Annotated in this window: 24 protein-coding genes; 13 read left to right on the top strand and 11 right to left on the bottom strand. The window is 48.4% G+C overall.

The features are described 5' to 3' along the window. Window positions 1-37: 37 nt before the first annotated feature. Entirely contained in the window at window positions 38-751 is a 714-nt protein-coding gene (locus tag EZMO1_RS09840) for a S1 family serine peptidase (RefSeq protein ID WP_061509425.1), read from the bottom strand. Between EZMO1_RS09840 and EZMO1_RS25460 the strand changes: the two genes are divergently transcribed. Continuing rightward, window positions 738-2,161, top strand: a protein-coding gene (locus EZMO1_RS25460) for an ISNCY family transposase (protein WP_244886736.1) whose coding sequence is annotated in 2 segments (ribosomal slippage) — window positions 738-1,182 and window positions 1,182-2,161 — 1,425 coding nt in all. Because the reading frame shifts where the segments join, the coding sequence is not laid out codon by codon here. The genes EZMO1_RS09840 and EZMO1_RS25460 overlap by 14 nt on opposite strands. 133 nt (window positions 2,162-2,294) lie before the next feature. Here the strand turns inward: EZMO1_RS25460 and EZMO1_RS28080 are convergent. Next, window positions 2,295-2,510: a serine protease family protein gene (locus EZMO1_RS28080; protein ID WP_034873067.1), complete on the bottom strand. Its 216-nt coding sequence runs from the start codon at window positions 2,508-2,510 to the stop codon at window positions 2,295-2,297. Between the two features lie 1,124 nt (window positions 2,511-3,634). Beyond that, window positions 3,635-4,684: a hypothetical protein gene (locus tag EZMO1_RS09820; RefSeq protein ID WP_034873066.1), complete on the bottom strand. Its 1,050-nt coding sequence runs from the start codon at window positions 4,682-4,684 to the stop codon at window positions 3,635-3,637. 236 nt (window positions 4,685-4,920) lie between these two features. Here EZMO1_RS09820 and rpsP point away from each other — a divergent pair, with 236 nt between their 5' ends. The 9 genes from rpsP to EZMO1_RS09775 all read left to right on the top strand — a co-directional run bounded on the left by rpsP (window position 4,921) and on the right by EZMO1_RS09775 (window position 12,489). Continuing rightward, on the top strand, window positions 4,921-5,169 hold the full coding sequence (rpsP, locus tag EZMO1_RS09815; RefSeq protein ID WP_034873065.1) for a 30S ribosomal protein S16: 249 nt from the start codon (window positions 4,921-4,923) through the stop codon (window positions 5,167-5,169). A 24-nt stretch (window positions 5,170-5,193) separates the two neighbouring features. Beyond that, the gene (gene rimM, locus EZMO1_RS09810; protein ID WP_051789370.1) at window positions 5,194-5,751 is read left to right on the top strand and encodes a ribosome maturation factor RimM; all 558 of its coding nucleotides are present in this window, start codon (window positions 5,194-5,196) and stop codon (window positions 5,749-5,751) included. A gap of 60 nt (window positions 5,752-5,811) precedes the next feature. Continuing rightward, complete coding sequence (gene trmD, locus EZMO1_RS09805; RefSeq protein WP_034873581.1) at window positions 5,812-6,564, top strand: tRNA (guanosine(37)-N1)-methyltransferase TrmD; 753 nt, start codon at window positions 5,812-5,814, stop codon at window positions 6,562-6,564. A 46-nt stretch (window positions 6,565-6,610) separates the two neighbouring features. Then, window positions 6,611-6,964 carry a 50S ribosomal protein L19 gene (gene rplS, locus EZMO1_RS09800; protein WP_034873064.1) on the top strand — a complete coding sequence of 118 codons (354 nt, stop codon included), beginning with the start codon at window positions 6,611-6,613 and terminating at the stop codon, window positions 6,962-6,964. Between the two features lie 204 nt (window positions 6,965-7,168). Further along, window positions 7,169-8,074 (top strand): site-specific tyrosine recombinase XerD, encoded by a 906-nt coding sequence (gene xerD / locus EZMO1_RS09795; RefSeq protein WP_034873063.1) that lies wholly within the window; start codon window positions 7,169-7,171, stop codon window positions 8,072-8,074. Window positions 8,075-8,196: 122 nt separating this feature from the next. Continuing rightward, window positions 8,197-9,057: a DsbC family protein gene (locus tag EZMO1_RS09790; RefSeq protein WP_051789368.1), complete on the top strand. Its 861-nt coding sequence runs from the start codon at window positions 8,197-8,199 to the stop codon at window positions 9,055-9,057. Window positions 9,058-9,351: 294 nt separating this feature from the next. Beyond that, a complete protein-coding gene (locus EZMO1_RS09785) occupies window positions 9,352-10,653 on the top strand; it encodes a homoserine dehydrogenase (RefSeq protein ID WP_034873062.1) in 1,302 nt (433 codons plus the stop codon). Window positions 10,654-10,764: 111 nt separating this feature from the next. Next, on the top strand, window positions 10,765-12,177 hold the full coding sequence (thrC, locus tag EZMO1_RS09780; protein WP_034873061.1) for a threonine synthase: 1,413 nt from the start codon (window positions 10,765-10,767) through the stop codon (window positions 12,175-12,177). A 114-nt stretch (window positions 12,178-12,291) separates the two neighbouring features. After that, a complete protein-coding gene (locus EZMO1_RS09775; RefSeq protein WP_034873060.1) occupies window positions 12,292-12,489 on the top strand; it encodes a hypothetical protein in 198 nt (65 codons plus the stop codon). Between the two features lie 106 nt (window positions 12,490-12,595). Here EZMO1_RS09775 and EZMO1_RS09770 read toward each other — a convergent pair whose 3' ends face one another. From EZMO1_RS09770 to EZMO1_RS09745, 6 genes are all read right to left on the bottom strand, one after another. Next, on the bottom strand, window positions 12,596-14,032 hold the full coding sequence (locus tag EZMO1_RS09770) for a hypothetical protein (RefSeq protein ID WP_034872942.1): 1,437 nt from the start codon (window positions 14,030-14,032) through the stop codon (window positions 12,596-12,598). Between the two features lie 42 nt (window positions 14,033-14,074). Beyond that, window positions 14,075-14,527, bottom strand: a complete 453-nt coding sequence (locus EZMO1_RS09765) for an IS1 family transposase (RefSeq protein ID WP_244886746.1) — start codon at window positions 14,525-14,527, stop codon at window positions 14,075-14,077. A 47-nt stretch (window positions 14,528-14,574) separates the two neighbouring features. After that, complete coding sequence (locus tag EZMO1_RS26710) at window positions 14,575-14,733, bottom strand: IS1-like element transposase (RefSeq protein ID WP_034872907.1); 159 nt, start codon at window positions 14,731-14,733, stop codon at window positions 14,575-14,577. A gap of 270 nt (window positions 14,734-15,003) precedes the next feature. After that, window positions 15,004-16,440 carry a hypothetical protein gene (locus EZMO1_RS09755; protein WP_034872942.1) on the bottom strand — a complete coding sequence of 479 codons (1,437 nt, stop codon included), beginning with the start codon at window positions 16,438-16,440 and terminating at the stop codon, window positions 15,004-15,006. A gap of 455 nt (window positions 16,441-16,895) precedes the next feature. Beyond that, window positions 16,896-17,216 (bottom strand): hypothetical protein, encoded by a 321-nt coding sequence (locus tag EZMO1_RS09750; RefSeq protein WP_145912553.1) that lies wholly within the window; start codon window positions 17,214-17,216, stop codon window positions 16,896-16,898. After that, the gene (locus EZMO1_RS09745) at window positions 17,213-18,331 is read right to left on the bottom strand and encodes a hypothetical protein (protein WP_061509418.1); all 1,119 of its coding nucleotides are present in this window, start codon (window positions 18,329-18,331) and stop codon (window positions 17,213-17,215) included. Before EZMO1_RS09745 ends, EZMO1_RS09750 begins: the two co-directional genes overlap by 4 nt. Window positions 18,332-18,564: 233 nt before the next feature. Here EZMO1_RS09745 and recJ point away from each other — a divergent pair, with 233 nt between their 5' ends. From recJ to EZMO1_RS09730, 3 genes are all read left to right on the top strand, one after another. Further along, the gene (gene recJ / locus EZMO1_RS09740) at window positions 18,565-20,283 is read left to right on the top strand and encodes a single-stranded-DNA-specific exonuclease RecJ (protein ID WP_034873058.1); all 1,719 of its coding nucleotides are present in this window, start codon (window positions 18,565-18,567) and stop codon (window positions 20,281-20,283) included. A 96-nt stretch (window positions 20,284-20,379) separates the two neighbouring features. Beyond that, entirely contained in the window at window positions 20,380-20,982 is a 603-nt protein-coding gene (locus tag EZMO1_RS09735) for a paraquat-inducible protein A (RefSeq protein WP_034873057.1), read from the top strand. Between the two features lie 121 nt (window positions 20,983-21,103). Then, window positions 21,104-22,420 carry a hypothetical protein gene (locus EZMO1_RS09730; RefSeq protein ID WP_034873056.1) on the top strand — a complete coding sequence of 439 codons (1,317 nt, stop codon included), beginning with the start codon at window positions 21,104-21,106 and terminating at the stop codon, window positions 22,418-22,420. Window positions 22,421-22,489: 69 nt separating this feature from the next. Here EZMO1_RS09730 and EZMO1_RS09725 read toward each other — a convergent pair whose 3' ends face one another. Further along, window positions 22,490-22,882, bottom strand: coding sequence for a DUF2721 domain-containing protein (locus EZMO1_RS09725; protein WP_034873055.1), 393 nt, complete (start codon window positions 22,880-22,882; stop codon window positions 22,490-22,492). 248 nt (window positions 22,883-23,130) lie between these two features. Beyond that, window positions 23,131-24,252, bottom strand: coding sequence for a DNA polymerase IV (gene dinB, locus EZMO1_RS09720; protein ID WP_034873054.1), 1,122 nt, complete (start codon window positions 24,250-24,252; stop codon window positions 23,131-23,133). Window positions 24,253-24,577: the final 325 nt, after the last annotated feature.

Raw genomic sequence — 24,577 nt, 5'->3', positions numbered from 1 at the left:
AAAACCGGAGCCTTTTTTATCGCAGCTTGCAAAAAAATTACGGAGAGGCTCTCAAAAAACCACCTTTCAATTTGTTCTTTTGGTGTTTGGTGAGGAAATTGCTGACATAGTCACACTCAAGGCCATCTTCAAGAATACACCGCCCAAAATGTTCAAAATGGGAAAGCCGTACATATACCCCCGGTTTCTCTCTTTTGGCACAGCGATCACCATGCGAAACAATAGCCACCAAATACGCTTCCATTTTGCTTGTTTGCGAATTCATTCTAATTTGAAATAAAGGACCGCCACTATCTCCATAACAAGTATCTTTTTTATAATCGCTAACACTCGCACACAGTTCAGAGTCTGAATGGCTGATTAACCCTAGCTCCTTGTAAGGGTTATAAAGATCATTACATAACCTTCCTGATAACAAATTCAGTTGAGTACATTGTAAACGTTTAGGGTAAACATCTTCCCTGGCTTTCATTCGCCCCCAGCCACATGCATTCACCACTGGCTTCGTTGATTCAACCTCATCATCGGTCATTTCTCTCCAGTCAATGTTAACGGGAGTGATATCGTCAACGGCCTCGTCAAGCAAAATGAAAGCAATGTCATTGCCATCACCAACACTACGAAAATCAGGATGACGTAAATAGTGCCTGTCCGAAAACCCACAAACACTTGAAAACAGCAGCCTGCAGCCCCATATAGTACTCGAAGATTTTCCAAAACAGGCTGTTTCCACATTTATGCGCCAAACCATCAACCCACAAATGCAGTTGGGCGAAGTTGATATCTCCGCCATCACGTTTAATCCCAAGTCCAGAGACGACATTCCCCGTCTGCTTCGGGGGCTGCAACATATCTGGATAACACCTGAGCTGCGACACAGGGTTTTTCAGGTGCTTGAGAACATGATTCCTGCCAGTCGGCACAATGGTCGTCCCGGTATGGACCTCTGGAACATTCTGGTCTTTGGCACTCTGCGCCTTGTCACTAATTGTGACTACGACCGCCTGCAAGAGTTGGCTAATGAACATGGGACATTACGGAAAATGCTCGGTCACGGCCCATATTGTACCCATTCCTACCACATACAAACATTGCAGGATAACATCAGCCTCTTCACACCGGAGATACTGGATCAGATTAACCAGGTCACGGTGGATGCAGGTCACCAGCTGGTTAAAAAAAAGATGAGCCGCTACATGGCCGTGCCGATTCCTTCGTAGTCAAAACCGATGTCCATTTCCCCACGGATATCAGCCTTCTGAGCGACGCTTGCCGTAAAAGCATTGAGTTTGCATCCGCTCTCTCCAATCAGTACCAGCTTCCGGGCTGGCGTCAGAGCAAATATCTTAAAGACCAGCATCGCAAACGCTACAACAAGGCTCGAAACCTGAAGCATTCCAGCGCAACCTGTGAACTGAAACAACAGCAGCGGCAGCACGACATTGAAATGGCTCACCTTGAGTACATAAAGTACAGCCTTTCAATTGTCCGCAAAGCTGAAACGACCTTGTCCTTGCTGTTGAAAAAACAACCGGATGAGCCAAGGCTGGAAAACCTCAAATACCACATAGCCCACAGCCGTCACCAGATAAACCTGATTTACCGACGGGTGATAGAACATGAGCAGATTCCCCATAATGAGAAGGTGTTCTCAATCTTTGAGCCTCATACAGAATGGATCAGCAAAGGCAAAGCCGGAACTCCGGTTGAACTGGGGTTACGGGTCTGCGTGTTGCAGGATCAGTTCGGTTTTACTTTGCATCATCAGGTCATGCAAAAACAAACAGACGACCAGGTTACAGTACCTATGGCCGAGGCTGCCAAAAAGCGGTTCCCGACATTAAGCCAGGTGAGCTACGACAAAGGCTTCTGGAGTCCGGGCAATCTTGAAAAGCTGGAAGTTCTTCTGGAGCATTCAGTTCTTCCCAAGAAAGGCAGGCTGTCAGCCAATGACAAAAAACGGGAATGCCACCCGGAATTTATCCGGGCAAGAAGGAAGCACTCAGCCGTTGAATCCGATATCAATGCACTGGAAGCGAATGGTCTCGACAAATGCCCGGATAAAGGGATAGAAGGCTTTGAGCGCTATGTCGCACTGGCTGTTGTCGCCAGCAACCTGAAACGGCTGGGTAAAATTCTGCTGACCAGAGATCGTCAGTAGCCTTTCAGCCAGGCTTCCGTCAGTTTACTTTTGATCATGCCGGGCATGAGAGATTACTGCGCTTGTAGATAGTCGAATCAGGTTGTATTTTGAACAGTGCGGTACAAAAAACATCCTTTGTTCGTCTGGTAACTCAAATCCAGCCGTTATCAACTTCTGTCGGCCAAGAACGACTGCCGTTTTTCAGAGGTTTTCTGACAGGCACTAAATAAAAGCGACTGGTTCGGACTATCACTTCATCGGTGAGAGGGTTAACAAAGGTGAGTTTGACAAACTTTTTCAATGCTTTTCCTTTATTGCTATCCAGACAATGCGCTGCAGTCATCACCCACAAGCGATCCACAAGCATTCCAGAGCACTCAAAACCTGATGTTTCCTGATATTTTTTTATCTTCGGAATGGAAGGCAGAACGCTAACTGGAACCGTCAGAGAGTCTATTGGAGCGGTCGTTGACGATAAAGAGTGAGCCGGGGCTGAGGCAGTCGTTGATGATAAAGAGCGAGCCGGGGCTGGGGCGGTCGTTGATGATAAAGAGTGAGCCGGGGCTGGGGTGGTCGTTGACGATATAGAGTCAGCCGGGGCTGGGGTGGTCGTTGACGATAAAGAGTCAGCCGGGGCTGGGGCGGTCGTTGACGATAAAGAGTAAGCCGGGTCGGTTTTGAGCAATTTGTCACGTGTGTCCCTCCTAATCTGCTCAAGCCCGACTAACCACGGATACTGTCTCCAATCCGAAGCCTGCCCCCCGATCACTCGACGCTGCCTTTGGTGAGCAACATTTTCAAGCGATTCCTCCTGTGACCCAGCCTGCTCTTCAGTTGCGTGGTATGAGGCGGTACTGCTATCGATTTTGATCGACACTCCAAACCCGGAAGCGGAAACAAAAAGCAAGCTGCCAAAAACCCACGAGTTTTGCAGTACTGCCAACCGGATAAAAAAAGAAGGTTTGTTCATAAGAATTCAAGCCTTTTCTGAACTTTTACGCAGTACAAGAGTTTATGCCAACATTAAACAGACTTCCTAATTAGTTCTCTAATTTAGAGTTTTAAATGCTCCCGTGATTCAGAATGGCTGCGCAATTCATGTTTAGCCAAACATCTATGATGTAACTAACGCTCCAATAAGCCCTTTCTTGTACTTTATTATCAAAAATACAAATCCAGTGATAACAAGGCTTGTGGAGTGAGTTACTTGTAGGGTGGAATTGGTATAACAAAGCCTTCACCGGACAGCATACCGCCAAGGAGCAGTTCGCAGAACGTTGGTACTGCATTTGAAGATGGCGCTCCGACAAGAAATGTCGTATGTAGAGAAAGCTCCTGAAGGATTGTTCTTTGTTCTGAAGTGAGCATGGCAGCCGTTTCCTCTTGGTAGGTGAAACGGTTTCTTAACTCTATTCTTATTTGAAAAATGCAGAACTTTCGTGCTTATAATTCTCTAAACTCGAGTAAATCAACCAATATGGCGTTAACTGCTCACTTCGAAAACTGACAGTACTCCGGTGGGTAATATTCTTCACACTTTAAATCAACAGACACACGAAACATCATTTCAATTTTTTCACTCACTGATTTACTATCAAACCTTGGAAGGGCAGATGTATAGCCATCAACAATGGCGTCTTTTAATGCATCAAAGCACTCTTTATTCATACAAGCTGGCTGTTTCAATATCTTTAGCAGCGTTCTTATCATTTGCCTTTGACTCGACAATACTGAATCATTCTTACGAGCCTTACCCTCTTCTGAAGCCAAATCAATAAAGTATACCCAGTCATTATCTTTATCATAGAGTTGGTTAGTCGAATTCCTGTCATCTAAGTGTACATAAGACGGTTTCTCACTCAGTCTATAAAAGTCCGTTGCCTCATCCCCGTCTGTATACGGCCCAAAATTGAGTGCTGCTGTGGCATGAGCATACCGGTAGGCAAGCTTGAGCCATGTTTTTTTTGCTTCAGATTCTGAAGCATAATTCCCACTTTCGATAACAGCTTTCATGGACTTACCAGATACCATGGGATAGCTGACAATATAAAACTCTTCACCAGCTGTTGAAAAAAAAGCAGCTCTCTCCGGGAGAACCAGCCCCGTTTTAAATTCAGACAAATAATCAAAGTCAGCCTTTCGCTTCACCAGTTCCCACTCATAAGCAAGGTTCATATTTTCATTGCTCAAACTACTGCCCCAATCTGTGACTTTAAGTAATAGAATTTCTGTGACTTTAAGTAATAGGCTTCGTATATAAGACGTCATGCTGTCCGGACCAGTTTCCATGGACTTGTTTTTTCTTATTGTTTTCACAAACCATTTTCGATTATCAAAAACAACTATAAAGCTGGCAGCATGCTGTCCCCCCTCTCCTTTGGCTAATTCCTCCAGACTCGTATAGTTCTGGTCATAAAGCATGGAAACGGCCGAGGCCTGATCAGCCAAGTCGCCAAAGTCCGTCAAACCTTCAGGAAAAATGTCTGACCACACCCGGCAACTCCACAAAACACAGACCAACAGAAATCCAGCTATTTTCATCAAATATTCCTTCTAATCTGCCCAATACCTTCATTTATCGACCTTTTTGTCCTGTAAATAAACCACTTGCAGTTGTCAGCATTGATTTTATTCCTTAGAATATGCGCCCTTTGTGATGGGGTTTACTCCATCGTGGTGTTCTATACCTGCAGAAAATGCTTATTTCATAAGCAGCGGAAGCAGGCCAGAATACCCATGCAAAAGTTGCCGGACCACGATTACAGGAAAACCATTCCATGGTAACAATTCGTCTCGCTCGCGGCGGTTCCAAGAAGCGCCCATTTTACCACCTGACCGTAGCTGACAGCCGTAAGGCTAACAGCGGCCGTTTCATCGAGCGTGTAGGTTTCTTCAACCCTACTGCTCGTGGTCAGGAAGAGCGTCTGCGTGTAGATAACGAACGTGTTGAGTTCTGGCTGGGCCAGGGCGCAGGCATGTCCGATCGCGTAGCCCAGCTGATTAAAGACGCTAAAAAAGCTGCTTAATCCGCTGTTTGAAGGAATTTACCAGTGACCCAAACTGCAGTTGAAGCATCCAGCAAGAGTCTGGTGACTCTGGGAAAAATCACTGCTGTATACGGGATAAAAGGCTGGGTGAAGGTGTATTCACACACCAACCCCATGACGAACATCCTGGATTACAAGCACTGGATTCTGGATCACAATGGTCGCCAGCAGACCATTGAAGTCGATCAGGGCCGCCGTCAGGCAAAGGGCTTGATCGCACACATCGTTGGCTGTGATGACCGGGATATCGCCCGCCAGTATTGTGGCGCCGAAATCAAGGTACACTCCAGCGAGTTGCCCGAGACTGCCGATGATGAAATTTATTGGCATGAACTCGAAGGACTGGATGTTTTTACCCGCAACGATGCGGATGAAAAGATCCTTCTGGGCAAAGTCAGTCACCTGATGGAAACCGGAGCAAATGATGTTCTGGTGATCCGCCCCTGCAGGGGCAGTATCGACAAGTCCCAGCGCCTTGTGCCCTGGCTGGTCGATCAGGTGATTGAAGAAGTGAACTCTGAAGAAGGGTTCATTCGGATTGACTGGGATCCGGAATTTTAATCCGTTATGGAACAGCACAACGATGCAGCCATAACGGCGCAATTGTCCTTAAAGGATAAAATGTGGTTCGGTGTTGTCACACTGTTTCCTGAAATGTTTCGTGCGATTACCGATCACGGTATTACCGGACGAGCCGTTAAAGAAGGCAGTGTTGCGGTAGAAATCTGGAATCCCCGGGATTTTACCCACGACAAACACCGGACTGTGGATGACCGACCTTATGGCGGTGGTCCCGGCATGTTGATGAAAATTCAACCTCTGCGTGACGCCATCCATGCAGCCAGACAAGCTGCTGGAACCGATGCCACAGTGATATACCTGTCTCCCCAGGGACGCCCGTTAGATCAGGCAGGGGTTCAGGAACTCGCCGCGAAAAAGCGGATCATTTTGGTAGCGGGGCGGTATGAAGGTATTGATGAGCGCGTAATCAACGCTGAAATTGACGAGGAATGGTCGATTGGGGATTACGTATTAAGTGGTGGCGAACTCGCCTCCATGACTCTGATTGATGCAGTATCACGCTTTGTACCGGGCACCCTGGGTCATAAGGATTCCGCCCAAGAAGACTCCTTTGCGGATGGCCTTCTTGATTGCCCGCACTACACCCGTCCGGAAGTGTTTGAAGGACAGGAAGTGCCGGAAGTACTGATGTCAGGCAACCACCAGCGTATTCGCGAGTGGCGACTGAAACAGTCTCTGGGCAGAACCTGGCTGCGACGCCCTGACCTTCTTGAAGGTCGTGAGCTAAGCCGCGAGGAAAAGAAATTACTCGCTGAATTCCAGCAGGAACACAGCGAAGCCAGCAAAGGCTAAAACCCCAATTTGGCGGCAATCTTGACTATCGGGAGCAAAAGCTAAAATGAGCAAGAACAGAATTATTGAAGCGCTCGAAAACGAGCAAATGAACAAGGAAATCCCTGCGTTCGCACAGGGTGATACCGTTGTTGTACAAGTTAAGGTAAAAGAAGGCAACCGTGAGCGTCTGCAGGCGTTCGAAGGTGTTGTTATCGCCGTTCGTAAGCGTGGCCTGAACTCTGCTTTCACCGTTCGTAAAATCTCCAGCGGTGTTGGCGTTGAGCGTGTATTCCAGACTTACAGCCCACTGATCGACTCCATCACTGTCAAGCGCCGTGGTGATGTTCGTCAAGCTAAGCTGTACTACTTGCGTGAGCGTAGCGGTAAGGCTGCTCGCATCAAGGAAAAGCTCAAGTAAGATTGCTTTGATTCCGGCTCAGGCCGGAACCAGAAACGTCTTTATTTATTGTTCTGACAATCCGGCAACTTTTGTTAGACATCAGGGAAAGCGACTTCGGTCGCTTTTTTTTGTTCCTGCCTTATTCCCACTTCCTCCCTTGCCGTTTGCCTGCACGGACCAAACTCCTATACCATCAGAGCAAACCATCATTCCGACATCGCCATGCCTGCACATTTTCAAATCGCTGCGTCCACTGAACGATTCCTTCAACACCTTTGGCTGGAAAAAGGTCTTAGCGACAACACCCGATCCTCTTATCAGCGCGATTTGAAACAATTTCAACAATGGCTCAGCGAACACGAGAAAATACCGATAACAGAGGCCACCCCAGACAGCATCAGCCATTACCTTGCCTGGCGTTATCAGCAACACTACAAACCCGCTTCAACGGCCCGAAGCCTCTCCAGCCTGAGAGGCTTCTACCGCTATCTGCTCAGGGAGGGCGAACTGGACAGAGACATAACTGACAACATCGAACTTCCAAAACAGGGGCGATCACTCCCCAAAACGTTGACAGAGTCTGAAGTGGAAGCCCTTCTGAATGCACCCGATACCGAAACCAACCTGGGGCTGCGTGACCGGTGCATGCTGGAACTGCTTTACGCCTGCGGACTGAGAGTCTCCGAGCTGGTCAACCTGAGGGTTGAGCAGATCAACCTTCGACAGGGCATCATCCGAATCAGCGGCAAAGGCGGCAAAGAGCGATTAAGTCCCATGGGCGAAGAGGCTCTGAACTGGGTGCAGAGCTATATGAAACAAGCCAGACCGGACCTTCTCAACAACGTTAACAGCCCGGTCATGTTTCCCGGAAGACAGGAGCAACCCATGACTCGTCAGACTTTCTGGCATCGAATCAAGCACCACCAGCAGACAGCAGGCATAACAGCCGATGTGTCACCCCACGTACTTCGCCATGCATTTGCCACCCATCTGCTTAATCATGGTGCCGATTTGCGGGTTGTACAATTACTGCTCGGGCACAGTGACCTCTCCACCACCCAGATTTATACCCATGTAGCGCGACACCGGCTGGGAACACTGCACGCCAAACATCACCCGCGAGGATGACAAAGCCACAACACCGGCTAAACTTCTGTGCCATACCATCCGATCATATTCGGTAGCATTTCGGCTTGAGCCATCGTCCGGCCAAAAGGCTTTGACAACAAAAATAGCAACGAGGACTCCTCATGCGTTACAGCGCACTACTTCTTCTGGCCGGGCTGATCGCCACCCCGGCACTTCAGGCGGACGTCAAAACAGACCCAAAAGCCCCCGTCACAGCGGTGACCACCGTGAATAAGGAGCTGGCAGAAGTGGCAAAAGCCATTGAAATCCAGTTGAAATCCCGCGATCCCAATATCCCCATAGAGCGTGTGGAACGCACTGACTGGAAGGGGGTGTACATGATTGTCCTCAGTGGCGGCAACGTCATCTATGCCAGCAGCGACGGTCGCCTGATTCTCAGAGGCGACATGCTGAAACTGGAAGACGACGGCAACATAACCAACCTGACTGAAAACGTACGCACCACCGCTATCGCCAAACAACTCGCCCAACTAAAACCGGCCGATACGATAGCCTTTAAACCCAAAGGCAACGTAAAAGGAGTGGTTTATGCGTTCACCGACGTCGATTGTGGCTACTGCCGAAAGCTCCATCAGGAACTACAGGCCATGAACGACCTTGGCATTGAGCTACGTTATCTGGCATTCCCAAGAGGTGGCGATCGTTCTCCCGCTTATCAGAAAATGGTCAGCGCCTGGTGCTCCAAAGATCGCAAGCAGGCCATTACTGACCTGAAAACCGGTAAAGAGATACCCATTACCGACGCAGCAAAAAAAGGTGGTCCACAGCCAGCAGGCTCTTGCGGCGCCTTGGTTGACGAACAATACCAGCTCGGTATCAACCTCGGCGTAAACGGAACACCAGCCTTATTTCTGGAAGACGGAAGGTCTATACCCGGCTATCGTCCAGCTTCAGAACTGGCCAAAATCATGGGGATCACCCCAGCCTCTGAAAAACCTGCTCTGCCTGCTCCTGCCAAATAGAACCGATAGCCCTGTCACACGACAGGGCTATTCCCTGGTCGATTCCCTTATCCACACTGGACAACAGCTCAGCTGAAGCCGACCTGACTTCGGCAAGGCTCGCATCAGTCGAGTATTTACGGCTATAATCGCCCTTCTGCGTTTATCAAACCAGATTTATTCTGCTCTGTCCGGGAAGTCAACATCACATCCGTGTGAAAATCACAGCAACAATACACTTCCTGATTTTCAGCAGCATGTCATAACAACGAACAGACCATTAACAACAAGCGTCTCATAAGTAGGTGAAGCATCTTGAAACCGGTAAAGGTAGGAATATGCGGTCTGGGTACCGTCGGTGGTGGTACCTTCAATGTATTAACCCGAAACACCGATAGCATTACTGCCCGAACTGGCAGACAGGTCATCATTGAACAGGTCGCCACCCGCCGGGGCAACCCAGCCTGCGATACCAGCCAGACACCAGTCACCACCGATATCTTCGATGTGGCACAAAACCCTGACATCGACATCCTTGTTGAACTGATCGGTGGCTACGATGTTGCCAAGGATTTGATCCTGACCGCCATCAACAATGGCAAGCATGTTGTCACGGCCAACAAAGCCCTGATTGCCGAACATGGTAACGAGATTTTCAAAGCCGCCCGGGAAAACAATGTTATTGTCGCCTATGAAGCAGCGGTAGCTGGCGGTATTCCGGTCATCAAAACCCTGCGTGAAGGTCTGGCAGCCAATGACATCAACTGGCTGGCTGGCATCATCAATGGCACCGGCAACTTTATTCTTACCGAAATGGGCGACAAAAACCGTCCGTTTGAAGATGTGCTGCAAGAAGCCCAGGAACTGGGTTACGCCGAAGCCGACCCGACTTTTGATGTGGAAGGCATTGATGCCTGCCACAAACTGACCATCATGGCTTCCATCGCCTTTGGTATTCCGCTGCAATTCAACAAAGCTTTTACTGAAGGCATCAGCCAGGTGACGCCGGGCGATATTCAGTACGCCGAAGACTTTGGTTACCGGATCAAACATCTGGGTATCTCGCGCAAGACAGAACAGGGCATTGAGTTACGGGTACATCCTGCCCTTATTCCTGCTGATCGCCCGATGGCAAACATTAATGGCGTTCTTAACTCGGTTGTCATCAATGCTGACGCTATTGGTGAAACCATGCTGGTTGGACCTGGCGCCGGTTCAGAACCCACAGCTTCCTCCGTTGTTGCAGATATTATCGATATAGCCCGCAACCTTGAAACACCCGCTTCCATGCCCTTCCCGCTGGGTTTCCATAGCGATTCTATGCAGCCCACAGAAGTCCTGTCGGTAGACGACGTTGAATGCCCTTACTACCTGCGCATCCATGTAGACGACCACCCCGGCGTGATCAGAGCACTCAGCTCGGTACTGGACGAGTACAACATCAACATCTCTGCACTGACCCAGAAAGCGGCGCGGGAACACGACAGGCACGCCGATGTCGTTATCCTCACTGAAACCGTTAAAGAAGCTGTCATGAAACAGGCGGTGAAGAAAATTGAAGCGCTCGAGGAAGTTCAGTCCCGGGTTGCACTTATTCGTGTTGAGGCTATGGCATAACCCGCTATGCCATAGCGCACTATGTCATAACGCACTATGTCATAACGCACTATGTCATAACGCACTTTGCCATAACACAAAGCTTCGACACGAATTACAGAGGAATAAAGAGTGAAATATATAACAACCCGATCCGCAAAGGGTGAAGAAAAAGGATTTCAGGACGTGCTGCTGGCTGGCCTTGCCAGTGATGGTGGTCTTTATGTGCCCGCAGAGCTGCCACAGTTTTCAAAAGAAGACATCCGTCAGTTAAGAGGGCTGCCGTATAACGAACTCGCCTTTACCATCATCAAACCTTTTGTTGGCGGTGAAATTGACGACAGCACCCTGAAGCAGCTCATTGACGACAGCTACAGCACATCAGAGATTTTCTCTCACAGCGCTGTGGCTCCTTTGCATCAGGTTGGCAGCAACGAATGGATTATGGAGCTGTTCCACGGCCCGACACTGGCATTCAAAGATTTTGCCCTGCAACTGCTTGGGCGGCTGCTCAACCATGTTTTGACAGAACGTGGCGAAAAAGCCATTGTACTGGGCGCCACTTCTGGTGATACCGGCTCAGCTGCGATTGAAGGCTGTCGCCACAGCGATGCTCTGGATATCTTTATCCTTCATCCTTATCAAAGGGTTTCAGAAGTACAGCGTCGCCAGATGACCAGCGTAATGGCAGACAATGTCAATAACATTGCCATCAAAGGTAATTTTGATGACTGTCAGGCGATGGTCAAACAGTCCTTTGCCGACCAGCCCTTCCTGCCCGATAACACACGACTCGTTGCTGTTAACTCCATTAACTGGGCTCGAATCATGGCTCAGGTGGTGTATTACTTCCATGCGGCTCTGCTTCTGGGCGCTCCGGAACGTGAAGTCGCGTTCTCGGTACCGACTGGTAACTTTGGTGATATTTTTGCCGGTTACATTGCCCGTGGAATGGGCCTGCCGATTGGCAAACTGGTGGTCGCCACCAATCAGAACGACATTCTGCATCGCTTCTTCAAAGACAACGATTACCGCAAGCAACAGCTGGAGCATACACTATCGCCCAGCATGGATATCATGGTATCCAGCAACTTTGAGCGACTGCTGTTTGATATGCTGGGACGAGACGGCGATCGCCTGGCTCAACTGATGGAAACGTTCCAGAGCACTGGTCAGCTGCAGGCACCGGAAACAGAATGGCTGAACATCAAAACACTGTTTGACAGTTGTCGTACCGGCGACGACGATACCTGCGCAACCATCGCCGAGCTGCACAGGGAAACCGGCTATCTGGCTGACCCGCACACCGCCACCGGTGTTCGTGCCCTGCGAGAACTTCAGCTTGATGCAAGAATGCCAAAAGTCGTGCTGGCAACGGCTCACCCGGTCAAGTTCCCTGAAGCCATTGAAAAGGCCGGTCTGCAATCCCCTTCTCTGCCTGCCTCCATGAGCGACCTGCTGCAACGGGAAGAACGTTACAGCGTGCTCGAGCACGATCTGGCCGTGCTGCACTCATTTATCAAAGAACAGACTCGCCACAGCTAACACCAGGCAGTAATCAGCAGGGGTATTATTCCCACCCCTGCTTCACTAACTGTCTAAGAAAACACCGCACCACTGCCGATAACGCCTGAAAGCCCTGCAATCAGGATGACGGTCATGCCAGAACTAACCAACACATCGTTTCGATTAACATTCAGCGAACGGGTTCAGATATTCGTTAACCAGAAAAGTCTGAAGAACTTTGTTGCCCTGTTTTCAGGGCGTTCTGTCAGTACATCAGATCCTGTCATCAAACTGCTCAAACAAAAAGCCAATAAAGGTTCGGTAGTGGGCCAGAACTGTTATATCGCGTGAATATTGACCCCAAACTCAACTTTATTAATCAATAATCCAATAACAATATCGTGCATCTTTTCGAGCTTTGAAAAACAAATGGGTGAAAGTCTCATATTGACTGGTACTATAATTCCAAGTCACCTTTCTGCATGGGGAATGGGATGACATTGTCCATACCCACTTCCGTGACCTTGGCGCAGTAGGTCACCGCCAGTAACTTCCAGCCATTGTCGAACATGCCACTCTGAATTAATGACCTTGCTGTCAAAATACCTTGGCCTCCGGGATGCCGCCACCTCATTCCAGAACACTTCATTCGCTGCGTTACCAAGGTTTTACAAGTAGCCTCAATAACCCCTGAGCCTATTGGCAAGTTGTGCGACAAGTGTTCAGCATAGTTCATGCGGGTTCGATTACTTCTGAAGTACTCCAGCTCTGTTTTCAACTTCGATCGACGAGGGTGTCGTTTATGCTGGTAAGCCAGAGCTTTGATGACTTTTTCAACACCTTCGGGCTCCTCTTTGAGGATGTGGCGATAGGTGATGAACTTTTCTCTGGATTTGTTGCTGTTTTCACCATAGGACAGGTCAAACGCTTTCTTCAGGTGCTCTGCGGCATGATAGAAGTCTACAACCTCGTGACCTTCAGGGAGTTCATTGGCAAGGTAGGTCCAGTTGTCTTTTGCCCCATCAGCGACTTTAACAAGCGTCAGATCTGGCCTCTGTCGAAGAGCTTCGCTCAGGAGTGCGGAGAGTGATTGTTTCAAAGTCACTTTCTTGCTTTCAGGCATTCGACTCATCCTGACCGTTGAGAGGCGTTCACCCTGTGCATCGTAAAACGACAATGTTCCACAACTGGCCTCCTGACAGCCAGCAGGGCCACGGGTTCGCTTGCCATCGACTCTATTCTGTTCCCGCTTTTCCTGACGTTTACCATCTTTCATCGGCAACATGACGCCATCAAGAGAAGCGGCCGCAGTCACAGCTTCTTCAGGAACCTTGACGCTTTCCCAGAGAAAGTCTTCAAAGGCTTCCCTATTGGGTTCCCACTGCGCATTGAACTTTTTGGGTAGTCTGGCCAGAGAGCTTTCCGAGGGCGTCATGTTCCCTATCAGATCAAGTAGGCTTTTAGCCTCTCCGGGAGGCATTTGCGCAACCATCCAGACAGCTTGTTTAGCTGCTTTTGGTGTCCAATACCCCTCTACAATACCTGCCTGTAGCTCCAAAGGGATGATAGAGTGATCCTTACCGTTACGATAGAGCGTACGCAAAACCCGGACAGGGCCGACAGCGGATTGATAAGTTTCTGAAGATCGCAACACCCGATGGTAACAGACACCGCTTACCTCAATCGCAGGAACGTCAATATCAAGCCCGGTCAGGTCTTCTGCCAGAACGCTTTGCTCTGCTTCGATAAAGAGTTTATGGATCTCACCTTCATAGTCTTCAAAGTGCTTGATTGGGCTGTGTTCCTGACGAAGAACGGCCAGTTTTTGCTCAAGCTGTTGGATAGCATGACAAGAAAAATTGGCGGCTTCAGCTAGTGGCTGACATACTTGCATCGGGGCGGCCTTTCACTGTTGCGGTATCTTTTACAGTAACGATCATAGCGGTGTTTGGCCGTTCCTATGTAAGTCCAGAGAAAATTTGTAGCTGCTGTATAAACCACGGACGGCAAGCCCAGAAAAAATGGTCAGTATGAGACTTTCACCCAAACAAATTGTCTTTCTGGCCAACCGTTTAATCCAAGTCCGAAAATTAAGGTTTTTACGCTCTATCTTCTGAGTGTTTGCTTTACCAATAATATGCATGTTTTCATCAAGGTGTCGCTCATAGGCTCCCCAATCATCGGTGTAAAATTTATTAATACCAAATGGCTTCAGAAGTGTTTTGAGTTCTTTAAAAACTTCATCTTTCCGTTTTCCGAAAACATAAGCAAGCACGGTATTTGTAGCGTGATCAACAGCATACCAAAGCCAGCGTTGGTTCGATTTATCATGAACATACGACCACTGCTCATCTAGCTCAGCCTCTTGGCAGACAAGCCCTACATGAATAATTGCATCTGACTTGAGATCAATAGTTTGAATATTTGGGTTGACCTTTACCAGACCGCTTTCTTTTTTTTTAGAGTCTTTATTACTGTTGTCTTGCTTATTCCGAGTACTTTACTTGTATCCCTGATTCCGCTGCCATTTATTGCCATATCGATGATTTTTTCTTTAACGCCAGGCTCACAGGCCTTGTAGCGATATTCAAGCATGAAGGTTTTGATTTCACATTTGTCATTACAGCAATAGTATCGTGGAACATCATGAGTGCTGTATCCGAAAGGCCGAACTTGGTTACTGCCACATGTTGTACAGAGGACTTGCGTAAGGCACATTTTTAAACCGCATTTTTCAAAGTTGCCGAATGTCGTATTTTAGCAGACAGGGCTAGAATCACAGAACTGTGCCACTACCAATCTTCGTAGCCCCACCCAGCCAGGAAGAGCTGAAACTATTGGGTGAAAGTCTCATATTGACTGGTACTATAATTCCAAGTCACCTTTCTGCATGGGGAATGGGATGACATTGTCCATACCCACTTCCGTGACCTTGGCGCAGTAGGTCACCGCCAGTAACTTCCAGCCATTGTCGAACATGCCACTCTGAATTAATGACCTTGCTGTCAAAATACCTTGGCCTCCGGGATGCCGCCACCTCATTCCAGAACACTTCATTCGCTGCGTTACCAAGGTTTTACAAGTAGCCTCAATAACCCCTGAGCCTATTGGCAAGTTGTGCGACAAGTGTTCAGCATAGTTCATGCGGGTTCGATTACTTCTGAAGTACTCCAGCTCTGTTTTCAACTTCGATCGACGAGGGTGTCGTTTATGCTGGTAAGCCAGAGCTTTGATGACTTTTTCAACACCTTCGGGCTCCTCTTTGAGGATGTGGCGATAGGTGATGAACTTTTCTCTGGATTTGTTGCTGTTTTCACCATAGGACAGGTCAAACGCTTTCTTCAGGTGCTCTGCGGCATGATAGAAGTCTACAACCTCGTGACCTTCAGGGAGTTCATTGGCAAGGTAGGTCCAGTTGTCTTTTGCCCCATCAGCGACTTTAACAAGCGTCAGATCTGGCCTCTGTCGAAGAGCTTCGCTCAGGAGTGCGGAGAGTGATTGTTTCAAAGTCACTTTCTTGCTTTCAGGCATTCGACTCATCCTGACCGTTGAGAGGCGTTCACCCTGTGCATCGTAAAACGACAATGTTCCACAACTGGCCTCCTGACAGCCAGCAGGGCCACGGGTTCGCTTGCCATCGACTCTATTCTGTTCCCGCTTTTCCTGACGTTTACCATCTTTCATCGGCAACATGACGCCATCAAGAGAAGCGGCCGCAGTCACAGCTTCTTCAGGAACCTTGACGCTTTCCCAGAGAAAGTCTTCAAAGGCTTCCCTATTGGGTTCCCACTGCGCATTGAACTTTTTGGGTAGTCTGGCCAGAGAGCTTTCCGAGGGCGTCATGTTCCCTATCAGATCAAGTAGGCTTTTAGCCTCTCCGGGAGGCATTTGCGCAACCATCCAGACAGCTTGTTTAGCTGCTTTTGGTGTCCAATACCCCTCTACAATACCTGCCTGTAGCTCCAAAGGGATGATAGAGTGATCCTTACCGTTACGATAGAGCGTACGCAAAACCCGGACAGGGCCGACAGCGGATTGATAAGTTTCTGAAGATCGCAACACCCGATGGTAACAGACACCGCTTACCTCAATCGCAGGAACGTCAATATCAAGCCCGGTCAGGTCTTCTGCCAGAACGCTTTGCTCTGCTTCGATAAAGAGTTTATGGATCTCACCTTCATAGTCTTCAAAGTGCTTGATTGGGCTGTGTTCCTGACGAAGAACGGCCAGTTTTTGCTCAAGCTGTTGGATAGCATGACAAGAAAAATTGGCGGCTTCAGCTAGTGGCTGACATACTTGCATCGGGGCGGCCTTTCACTGTTGCGGTATCTTTTACAGTAACGATCATAGCGGTGTTTGGCCGTTCCTATGTAAGTCCAGAGAAAATTTGTAGCTGCTGTATAAACCACGGACGGCAAGCCCAGAAAAAATGGTCAGTATGAGACTTTCACCCAAACTATTGACGGACTCAGTATACAGCAAAGAAACACTCGCCCCGATTACCAAGGGAGTTGTTTCATACTGGCTGGAAAGCTTCCTCTAATACGCAGACAGTCCTCACCCGGTTCAAGTCCTCATGCAGTGTCCTTCAACAAGCATGAATGGCACTGCTACGACCAGAGTCAATGGCTTGAGCTAACTGGAACAGGTTGATGCCCGTTACCACAAAACATCCTCATGCGATTCCATAAACACCCCGGCTGAAGCAGTTCAGTCAAAAATGAATCATTTGGGTGAAAGTCTCATATTGACTGGTACTATAATTCCAAGTCACCTTTCTGCATGGGGAATGGGATGACATTGTCCATACCCACTTTCGTGACCTTGGCGCAGTAGGTCACCGCCAGTAACTTCCAGCCATTGTCGAACATGCCACTCTGAATTAATGACCTTGCTGTCAAAATACCTTGGCCTCCGGGATGCCGCCACCTCATTCCAGAACACTTCATTCGCTGCGTTACCAAGGTTTTACAAGTAGCCTCAATAACCCCTGAGCCTATTGGCAAGTTGTGCGACAAGTGTTCAGCATAGTTCATGCGGGTTCGATTACTTCTGAAGTACTCCAGCTCTGTTTTCAACTTCGATCGACGAGGGTGTCGTTTATGCTGGTAAGCCAGAGCTTTGATGACTTTTTCAACACCTTCGGGCTCTCTTTGAGGATGTGGCGATAGGTGATGAACTTTTCTCTGGATTTGTTGCTGTTTTCACCATAGGACAGGTCAAACGCTTTCTTCAGGTGCTCTGCGGCATGATAGAAGTCTACAACCTCGTGACCTTCAGGGAGTTCATTGGCAAGGTAGGTCCAGTTGTCTTTTGCCCCATCAGCGACTTTAACAAGCGTCAGATCTGGCCTCTGTCGAAGAGCTTCGCTCAGGAGTGCGGAGAGTGATTGTTTCAAAGTCACTTTCTTGCTTTCAGGCATTCGACTCATCCTGACCGTTGAGAGGCGTTCACCCTGTGCATCGTAAAACGACAATGTTCCACAACTGGCCTCCTGACAGCCAGCAGGGCCACGGGTTCGCTTGCCATCGACTCTATTCTGTTCCCGCTTTTCCTGACGTTTACCATCTTTCATCGGCAACATGACGCCATCAAGAGAAGCGGCGGCAGTCACAGCTTCTTCAGGAACCTTGACGCTTTCCCAGAGAAAGTCTTCAAAGGCTTCCCTATTGGGTTCCCACTGCGCATTGAACTTTTTGGGTAGTCTGGCCAGAGAGCTTTCCGAGGGCGTCATGTTCCCTATCAGATCAAGTAGGCTTTTAGCCTCTCCGGGAGGCATTTGCGCAACCATCCAGACAGCTTGTTTAGCTGCTTTTGGTGTCCAATACCCCTCTACAATACCTGCCTGTAGCTCCAAAGGGATGATAGAGTGATCCTTACCGTTACGATAGAGCGTACGCAAAACCCGGACAGGGCCGACAGCGGATTGATAAGTTTCTGAAGATCGCAACACCCGATGGTAACAGACACCGCTTACCTCAATCGCAGGAACGTCAATATCAAGCCCGGTCAGGTCTTCTGCCAGAACGCTTTGCTCTGCTTCGATAAAGAGTTTATGGATCTCACCTTCATAGTCTTCAAAGTGCTTGATTGGGCTGTGTTCCTGACGAAGAACGGCCAGTTTTTGCTCAAGCTGTTGGATAGCATGACAAGAAAAATTGGCGGCTTCAGCTAGTGGCTGACATACTTGCATCGGGGCGGCCTTTCACTGTTGCGGTATCTTTTACAGTAACGATCATAGCGGTGTTTGGCCGTTCCTATGTAAGTCCAGAGAAAATTTGTAGCTGCTGTATAAACCACGGACGGCAAGCCCAGAAAAAATGGTCAGTATGAGACTTTCACCCAATCATTTCATCATCAAGCTATTGAGAATCCTGCCATGTTTCCCCATCATTAAGCGGATCACAGTTCCGCTTTCTGGCTATCATGCAAAAACAGATTATCCGTCGCAATGTCACCGAGTTACTGTCGTCATCTCTCCCCCCGCTTCTGGTACGTATATACTCCGCCCGCGGCATTGCCAGCGAAGATGACATCGCACGCCAGCTAAAAGGGTTACATCATTACAACCAGCTAAAAGATATTGGCACAGCAGCCCGTATTCTTGCGGATGCCATTGTACAGCAAAAAAAGATTCTGATTGTCGGGGATTTTGACTGTGATGGTGCCACCAGCAGCGCACTGGGCGTCCTGGCGATTCGGGCCATGGGCGGACAAGTGGATTATCTGGTACCCAACCGGTTTGAATACGGTTATGGCTTAACACCGGAAATCGTTGAAGTGGCTGAAAGCTATCAGCCGGACGTTCTGGTCACCGTTGATAATGGTATCTCCAGCCTCTCAGGCGTTGCAGCCGCTCGCGCCAGAGGGTGGCAGGTGGTGGTGACCGATCACCATCTGGCAGGCAGAGAACTGCCAGAAGCAGATGCCATTGTGAACCCGAACCAGCCCGACTGCCCTTTTCCGGGCAAAAGCACGGCAGGGGTTGGCATTATCTTTTATGTTATGTGCGCCCTGCGCACCGAGCTGAACCAGCGTGGCTGGTTTGAACATCATCCCGCTTTTAATCCTTTTGATCTGCTGGATCTGGTCGCATTAGGTACGGTTGCCGATGTCGTCAGCCTTGATAAAAACAATCGTATTCTCGCCTATCAGGGACTGGCACGTATTCGAGCCGGGCAGTGCCGCCCTGGCATCAAAGCCTTAATCGAAGTGTCAGGTCGAAGCCAGTCCCGGCTGGTTGCCAGTGATCTGGGCTTTGCTTTGGGGCCAAGACTGAATGCAGCAGGACGACTGGACGACATGTCCACCGGTATCGAGCTACTGCTGACACCTCACCCGGAACAGGCCAGAGAGATTGCCTCGGAACTGGACACACTGAACCGTGACCGGAAAGACATAGAAGCAGGTATGCAACAGGAAGCACTGGCAGAGCTGGCCAAACTGAATCTGGACAGTACCGCCGAATTGCCTTGGGGTGTCAGTCTGTATCAGGATGGCTGGCATCAGGGGGTCATTGGTATTCTGGCTTCGCGCATCAAAGACCGGCTACACCGTCCGGTTATTGCCTTTGCTGCAGCCGAAAATGGCGAACTTAAGGGCTCTGCCCGTTCCGTTAAAGGATTGCATATGCGTGACGCACTCGATGCTGTTGCCAGGCAGCATCCGGATCTGATCATCAAGTTTGGTGGTCATGCCATGGCTGCGGGACTGAGCATCAAACAAAGCGGGCTTGCGACCTTTTCCGACTGTTTTGATCAGGTTGTTCGGGAACAGCTGGACGCCGATGACCTGGAAGCCAAAATTCATACCGATGGTTCACTGGAGACCCACGAGTTCACTTTGCAAAATGCACAAATGCTCAGAGATGCCGGTCCCTGGGGACAGAGCTTTCCGGAACCGTGCTTTGACGGCACCTTTCAGCTGGTTCAGCAACGACTGGTAGGACAAAAACACCTGAAAATGGTATTGAAAGTCCCTGACAGCGAATTTTTTCTGGATGGCATTGCGTTTAATATCGACCCACAGCTCTGGCCCAATCCGGCCATTAACAACATTCGCGTGGTCTATAAACTGGACATCAACGAATTTCGCGGGCAACAATCGCTGCAATTGCTGGTTGATTATTTTGAACCGGTAAGCTGACATAAACAGCCAGCGTTTGCATTAGTCACTATTTACTCTAACCTGATGTAATCAGGATTCCTATCATTCGCTGGCTATAACAATCTGGCTATAACAATGACGACAAACACCCGAACAAAACGCTTGGCTCCCCTGATCATTCTGATCATTTCCCTAGCCCTGCTTATTCCGGGCATTACCCAGCCATTAATTACACTACAGGCATCACTCAGCCATCAGGCCATGGTGGAAACCGGTCAAACACTGGTTGAACAGCAGGATATGCACCCGGCGATGAAATCCATGGCCAGTCAATTTTTGGGAAGCCTGAAAGTGAGCGGGGACAGTCTGGTGTATGACAAAACGCGTAGCATTCTTGGCACTGCCGAAGATCTATGGCAGTTTGGCTACCGGTTTGTGGCGGTACTGATTCTGCTGTTCAGTGTTGTGATTCCGGCCATTAAATCGATCTTGCTGACGCTGGCCTGCCTTTCATCGTCATCAACCAGACTGCTTAAAGCCAACGCCCTGTTAAGTAAGTGGTCTATGTCTGATGTTTTTGCCATGGGCGTGATTATTGCCTTACTGGCTGCCAATGCAGCTTCCTCAGAAACCGCTGCTGTCAATTTCAATGCCCAACTGCACAGTGGCTTCTACTGGTTTGTTGCCTACTGTCTTTTATCTACGGTTGGGTCACAGCTTCTGATCAGAAAAGATTGAAATACAAGCTGACATGACTGTGTAAATTACAATACAAACGACTCTATGAACTAGACTTTTCTGCATGTCGTCAAGCGATGGCTATTGCTAATTGAAACCTTCAATTCAAGGGGTCAGATTCATGGACAAGCCTAAAGTGCTGCCGATATTAGCAGCATTCCTATTATTTTTTATCAATACCGCTTCGGGTGAAGATCTCGAAGGCTGGCTCAACGGGTATCACATCTTCACCGTCTCAGAGGACGATAACCAGATTCATATCACCTCAAAATATTCAGGTCAGAAAACAGTCGTCACCGGAGAGAAAACCTCAGAGACTTCAGAGGGAAATGACACAGTCTCACAAGAAGAATCTAAAATTGAGGATCAACCACTACCCAATCAGGGCTGCCCCTCAACGTCGAACGACGATGACAACACCGTCTTTCGCCTTTTTCAGGAAAAAAAACACCTGGCCATCACACCAGTGCCAGAACATGAAGACTGGATGATCGTAGAGAGTAGACACGGCACTGAAAATCCAGTGCTCTTTCATGTAGACGACTCTCAGGGTTCTCCGCAAAACCCATATTACACTCCGGAGCCTCCAGCAGAAGGCAGCAGTTTTTTTTCCCGCTTAATAGTCGCATTGAAAGATCGAAATAACGACAGAATTGAAGCTAAAGCTATACAAGAAATCCTCCGTCACCCTGTCTTTGCCGGACAACTTGACAGCATGTTCACCCAGGGAAGAGTAACCTCCACCAGTCTGAGAGCATTCCGCATAGGCTCATATGTACACTCTGGACTGGGATATATGGCTAAATGCAAACTATTCGGAAATTGTCTGGCTAGCTATAAGGGTTTGACTTTTGTTACTTTTGAAATTCGCATCAAACTGGACAAGCACGGCAACTACAAACTGTTACGCATAACTTTAGCTATTCCAAATGCCTCTGATTCTCTTGCTCTAGGCGCTCCGGAATACGGCAAAAAACGTGATGACCAATATAAAAAAGATGACGATGATGACAAAGGTGGCAAGCCCTCTCCGAATGGAATAAGAGGATACCTAGCAAATCTTCCATTCGTAAACCTTTTTACAGGAAATAACGCGCAGCAAAGTCAAGATGGAGGCAAGGGCAACACAGGAACATCAGATGACGGCAAAGGTGGAAAGCAAGAAAACTCTGCAACCACCCACGTATTCAAATTGCATAACTGGCTTGTAGAACAATCAACCAACGGAACAAACTATCTGTCTGAGGAAGAAAGTTGGCTTAGTATTAAATCTCAGGCTGACTTTAATAAGGAAGTCACTCTAAAGCTGAATGCAAATTCTTTAAAAGGCACCATACCTGCTGCAAAATCAGGCATTGAAGCCTCAACACAACCAGCCTCTGGACAGTCCTATCAACCATTGAATCAACAACCTAATCAACAAGTTCTGGGGTATTAAAACACTCACAACAAAGCTAAAAGCAACACCTGATCAAAAAGGAAGCCTGATCAGGTGTTGTTTGATATATCAATGATCCATCTGCTGAACCTGCAATTCCAGTGCATCAATGGATATCTTGATTTCCATCAGGCAGATCACCAGCGACAATAGCAAAAACAAAAGGCTTAACCCAAAAAGCACAAACCCCCACTGAAACAGGTTGAGATGCAGTAGAAACATCACCACCACACAACAGATAAAACTCATAATGCCTGCACCCTGCATATGCTTGATCAGCTTCATGCGGCGCCGGAGGTTTTCAAGCTGCCCTCTGATGATCCGGCTATCAGGGTTTTCCTGATCTTCAGCATGCAGCGTCCGGATCAGGGAGGCCAGCGCCAGAAACTTATTGGTGTAGGACAGAAATAACAGGGAAATGGCTGGAAATAACAGCGCAGGCGTCGTCAGGGTCAACTGCATAAAACAACCGGTCAGGTTCAAGAAAAAAGACTTAAGTACTCAGCCATACAAAATCGCATATTTCTGGCTTATTGGGCAGGTACTGAACAAGGCGCAACGGCGGGAGCATAGCGAGCTATGTGACCAGAGTTGCAACGCCGTGCAGTGCCTGAACAATAAGTCAGAAAATATGATTTCGTATGGTTGAGTGCTTATTATTTCGATAAATACCTAACTGTCAAATGATTTGAATATTAAAATTTCCGCATTCAGACTCGGGAACGTTTACGCTCAAACAGTTCCAGTTGCAAAAACTGCTCCGGCGCACGCAAATCAATCAGCCTGACTCCCAGCCCCAACAACCGCACTGGCTTTTTCCCCCGCTCCCAGGCCCTGATCATCAGGGTGGTAAAATGCGATTGCGCATCCAGATCATCCCGGTCAAGAATCTCTTCCAGCGTAGTCTGACTGAAATCGGCAAATTTAACTTTCACAAACCGCTTCTGCACCGCGTATTCCGAACTGATGTCGGAAAAGCGCCGGGACAAATCATCAAATAGCGGCTTCACCTTTGACACAATAGCAGCTTCATCCATCAGATCAGTGTCGTAAGTATGCTCAACGGACAATGACTTACGACGGCGACCGGTTTCAACAGGGCGATCATCCACACCACGAGCCATTTCCCAGAGCCTTTCACCAAATGTACCGAACCAGCGACACAGCTCCAATGGCGAGTATTGACGCAGCTGACCACAGGTAAAAATACCTTTGTTGTGCATTTTTTCTGTCGTGACCTTACCAACGCCGTGTATTCGTTCTACGGGCAATTCGAACACAAAGTCTTCAATATCAGCAGGGGGAATAACAAACAGACCATTAGGCTTATTCCAGTCACTGGCAATTTTGGCCAGAAATTTGTTCGGGGCAGCGCCCACCGACACCGTAATGCCTATTTCATCTCTGACTGCCTGCATAATTTCCCGAGCCATTAATGTGGCGCTGCCTTTGCACAACTCGACGCCAGTGACATCAAGATAAGCTTCATCAAGCGACAAAGGTTCAATCAGCGATGTATAACGGTGAAAGATGTCGTGCATTTTTTTTGATGCTTCCTGATAAACATCAAAACGTGGAGGGATAATTTTCAATTCAGGGCACAATCTGACCGCCTGAAACGATGCCATGGCCGAGCGCACACCTGATGCCCTGGCCGTATAGCTGCAGGTGGCAATGACACCACGTCGTTCCGGTCTTCCACCCACCGCAAAAGCCTTACCTTTCAAGGACGGGTCTTCACGTTCTTCAACCGAACAGTAAAACGCATCCGCATCAACATGCAGAATTTTGCGTTGTTCGTCTGGCAGTGAAGTAGAAGACAGATCAGACATAACGGATTATTAACAGCAAAATAAGTACTTCTATGGTACTGATTCAGAAGTCAGATGCGCAAGAAAAACTGTCTTTTTATACAGCAATATAAGCGAACCTACTGGCTATATGAACCAAAAGTACATCATTTTGACAATAGCCACTTCCCCGTATTCCCATGCTGCCCAGAAAGGCGTTGAATGCGCTCCACTGACTTCGTTACCGGGCCATAAGACCAAGCTAAATCCAAAACCCGGCAGTGAACCAGACAGGTTCATTTTACGAGCCATTCCTCATAAGTGTGTTGCATCAGTGCATTTATGAGGGATGCCTCATAACCATTAT

Source organism: Endozoicomonas montiporae CL-33, assembly GCF_001583435.1.
In the GTDB taxonomy this organism is placed as follows: Bacteria; Pseudomonadota; Gammaproteobacteria; order Pseudomonadales; family Endozoicomonadaceae; genus Endozoicomonas_A; species Endozoicomonas_A montiporae.
This window is presented reverse-complemented; position numbering and strand designations above follow the sequence as displayed.

What these genes read in the sequence shown, in the direction of transcription:
- EZMO1_RS09725 (WP_034873055.1), bottom strand. Translation starts at nt 22,882, where the DNA reads ATGCAGTTGACCCTGACGACGCCTGCGCTGTTATTTCCAGCCATTTCC.
- recJ (WP_034873058.1), top strand. Translation starts at nt 18,565, where the DNA reads ATGCAAAAACAGATTATCCGTCGCAATGTCACCGAGTTACTGTCGTCA.
- EZMO1_RS09775 (WP_034873060.1), top strand. Translation starts at nt 12,292, where the DNA reads ATGCCAGAACTAACCAACACATCGTTTCGATTAACATTCAGCGAACGG.
- rplS (WP_034873064.1), top strand. Translation starts at nt 6,611, where the DNA reads ATGAGCAAGAACAGAATTATTGAAGCGCTCGAAAACGAGCAAATGAAC.
- EZMO1_RS09840 (WP_061509425.1), bottom strand. Translation starts at nt 751, where the DNA reads ATGGTTTGGCGCATAAATGTGGAAACAGCCTGTTTTGGAAAATCTTCG.
- dinB (WP_034873054.1), bottom strand. Translation starts at nt 24,252, where the DNA reads ATGTCTGATCTGTCTTCTACTTCACTGCCAGACGAACAACGCAAAATT.
- rpsP (WP_034873065.1), top strand. Translation starts at nt 4,921, where the DNA reads ATGGTAACAATTCGTCTCGCTCGCGGCGGTTCCAAGAAGCGCCCATTT.
- xerD (WP_034873063.1), top strand. Translation starts at nt 7,169, where the DNA reads ATGCCTGCACATTTTCAAATCGCTGCGTCCACTGAACGATTCCTTCAA.
- EZMO1_RS26710 (WP_034872907.1), bottom strand. Translation starts at nt 14,733, where the DNA reads ATGCTTGAATATCGCTACAAGGCCTGTGAGCCTGGCGTTAAAGAAAAA.
- EZMO1_RS09755 (WP_034872942.1), bottom strand. Translation starts at nt 16,440, where the DNA reads ATGCAAGTATGTCAGCCACTAGCTGAAGCCGCCAATTTTTCTTGTCAT.
- EZMO1_RS09820 (WP_034873066.1), bottom strand. Translation starts at nt 4,684, where the DNA reads ATGAAAATAGCTGGATTTCTGTTGGTCTGTGTTTTGTGGAGTTGCCGG.
- EZMO1_RS28080 (WP_034873067.1), bottom strand. Translation starts at nt 2,510, where the DNA reads ATGCTTGTGGATCGCTTGTGGGTGATGACTGCAGCGCATTGTCTGGAT.
- EZMO1_RS09745 (WP_061509418.1), bottom strand. Translation starts at nt 18,331, where the DNA reads ATGCAAGTATGTCAGCCACTAGCTGAAGCCGCCAATTTTTCTTGTCAT.
- EZMO1_RS09770 (WP_034872942.1), bottom strand. Translation starts at nt 14,032, where the DNA reads ATGCAAGTATGTCAGCCACTAGCTGAAGCCGCCAATTTTTCTTGTCAT.
- EZMO1_RS09735 (WP_034873057.1), top strand. Translation starts at nt 20,380, where the DNA reads ATGACGACAAACACCCGAACAAAACGCTTGGCTCCCCTGATCATTCTG.
- EZMO1_RS09790 (WP_051789368.1), top strand. Translation starts at nt 8,197, where the DNA reads ATGCGTTACAGCGCACTACTTCTTCTGGCCGGGCTGATCGCCACCCCG.
- EZMO1_RS09730 (WP_034873056.1), top strand. Translation starts at nt 21,104, where the DNA reads ATGGACAAGCCTAAAGTGCTGCCGATATTAGCAGCATTCCTATTATTT.
- trmD (WP_034873581.1), top strand. Translation starts at nt 5,812, where the DNA reads ATGTGGTTCGGTGTTGTCACACTGTTTCCTGAAATGTTTCGTGCGATT.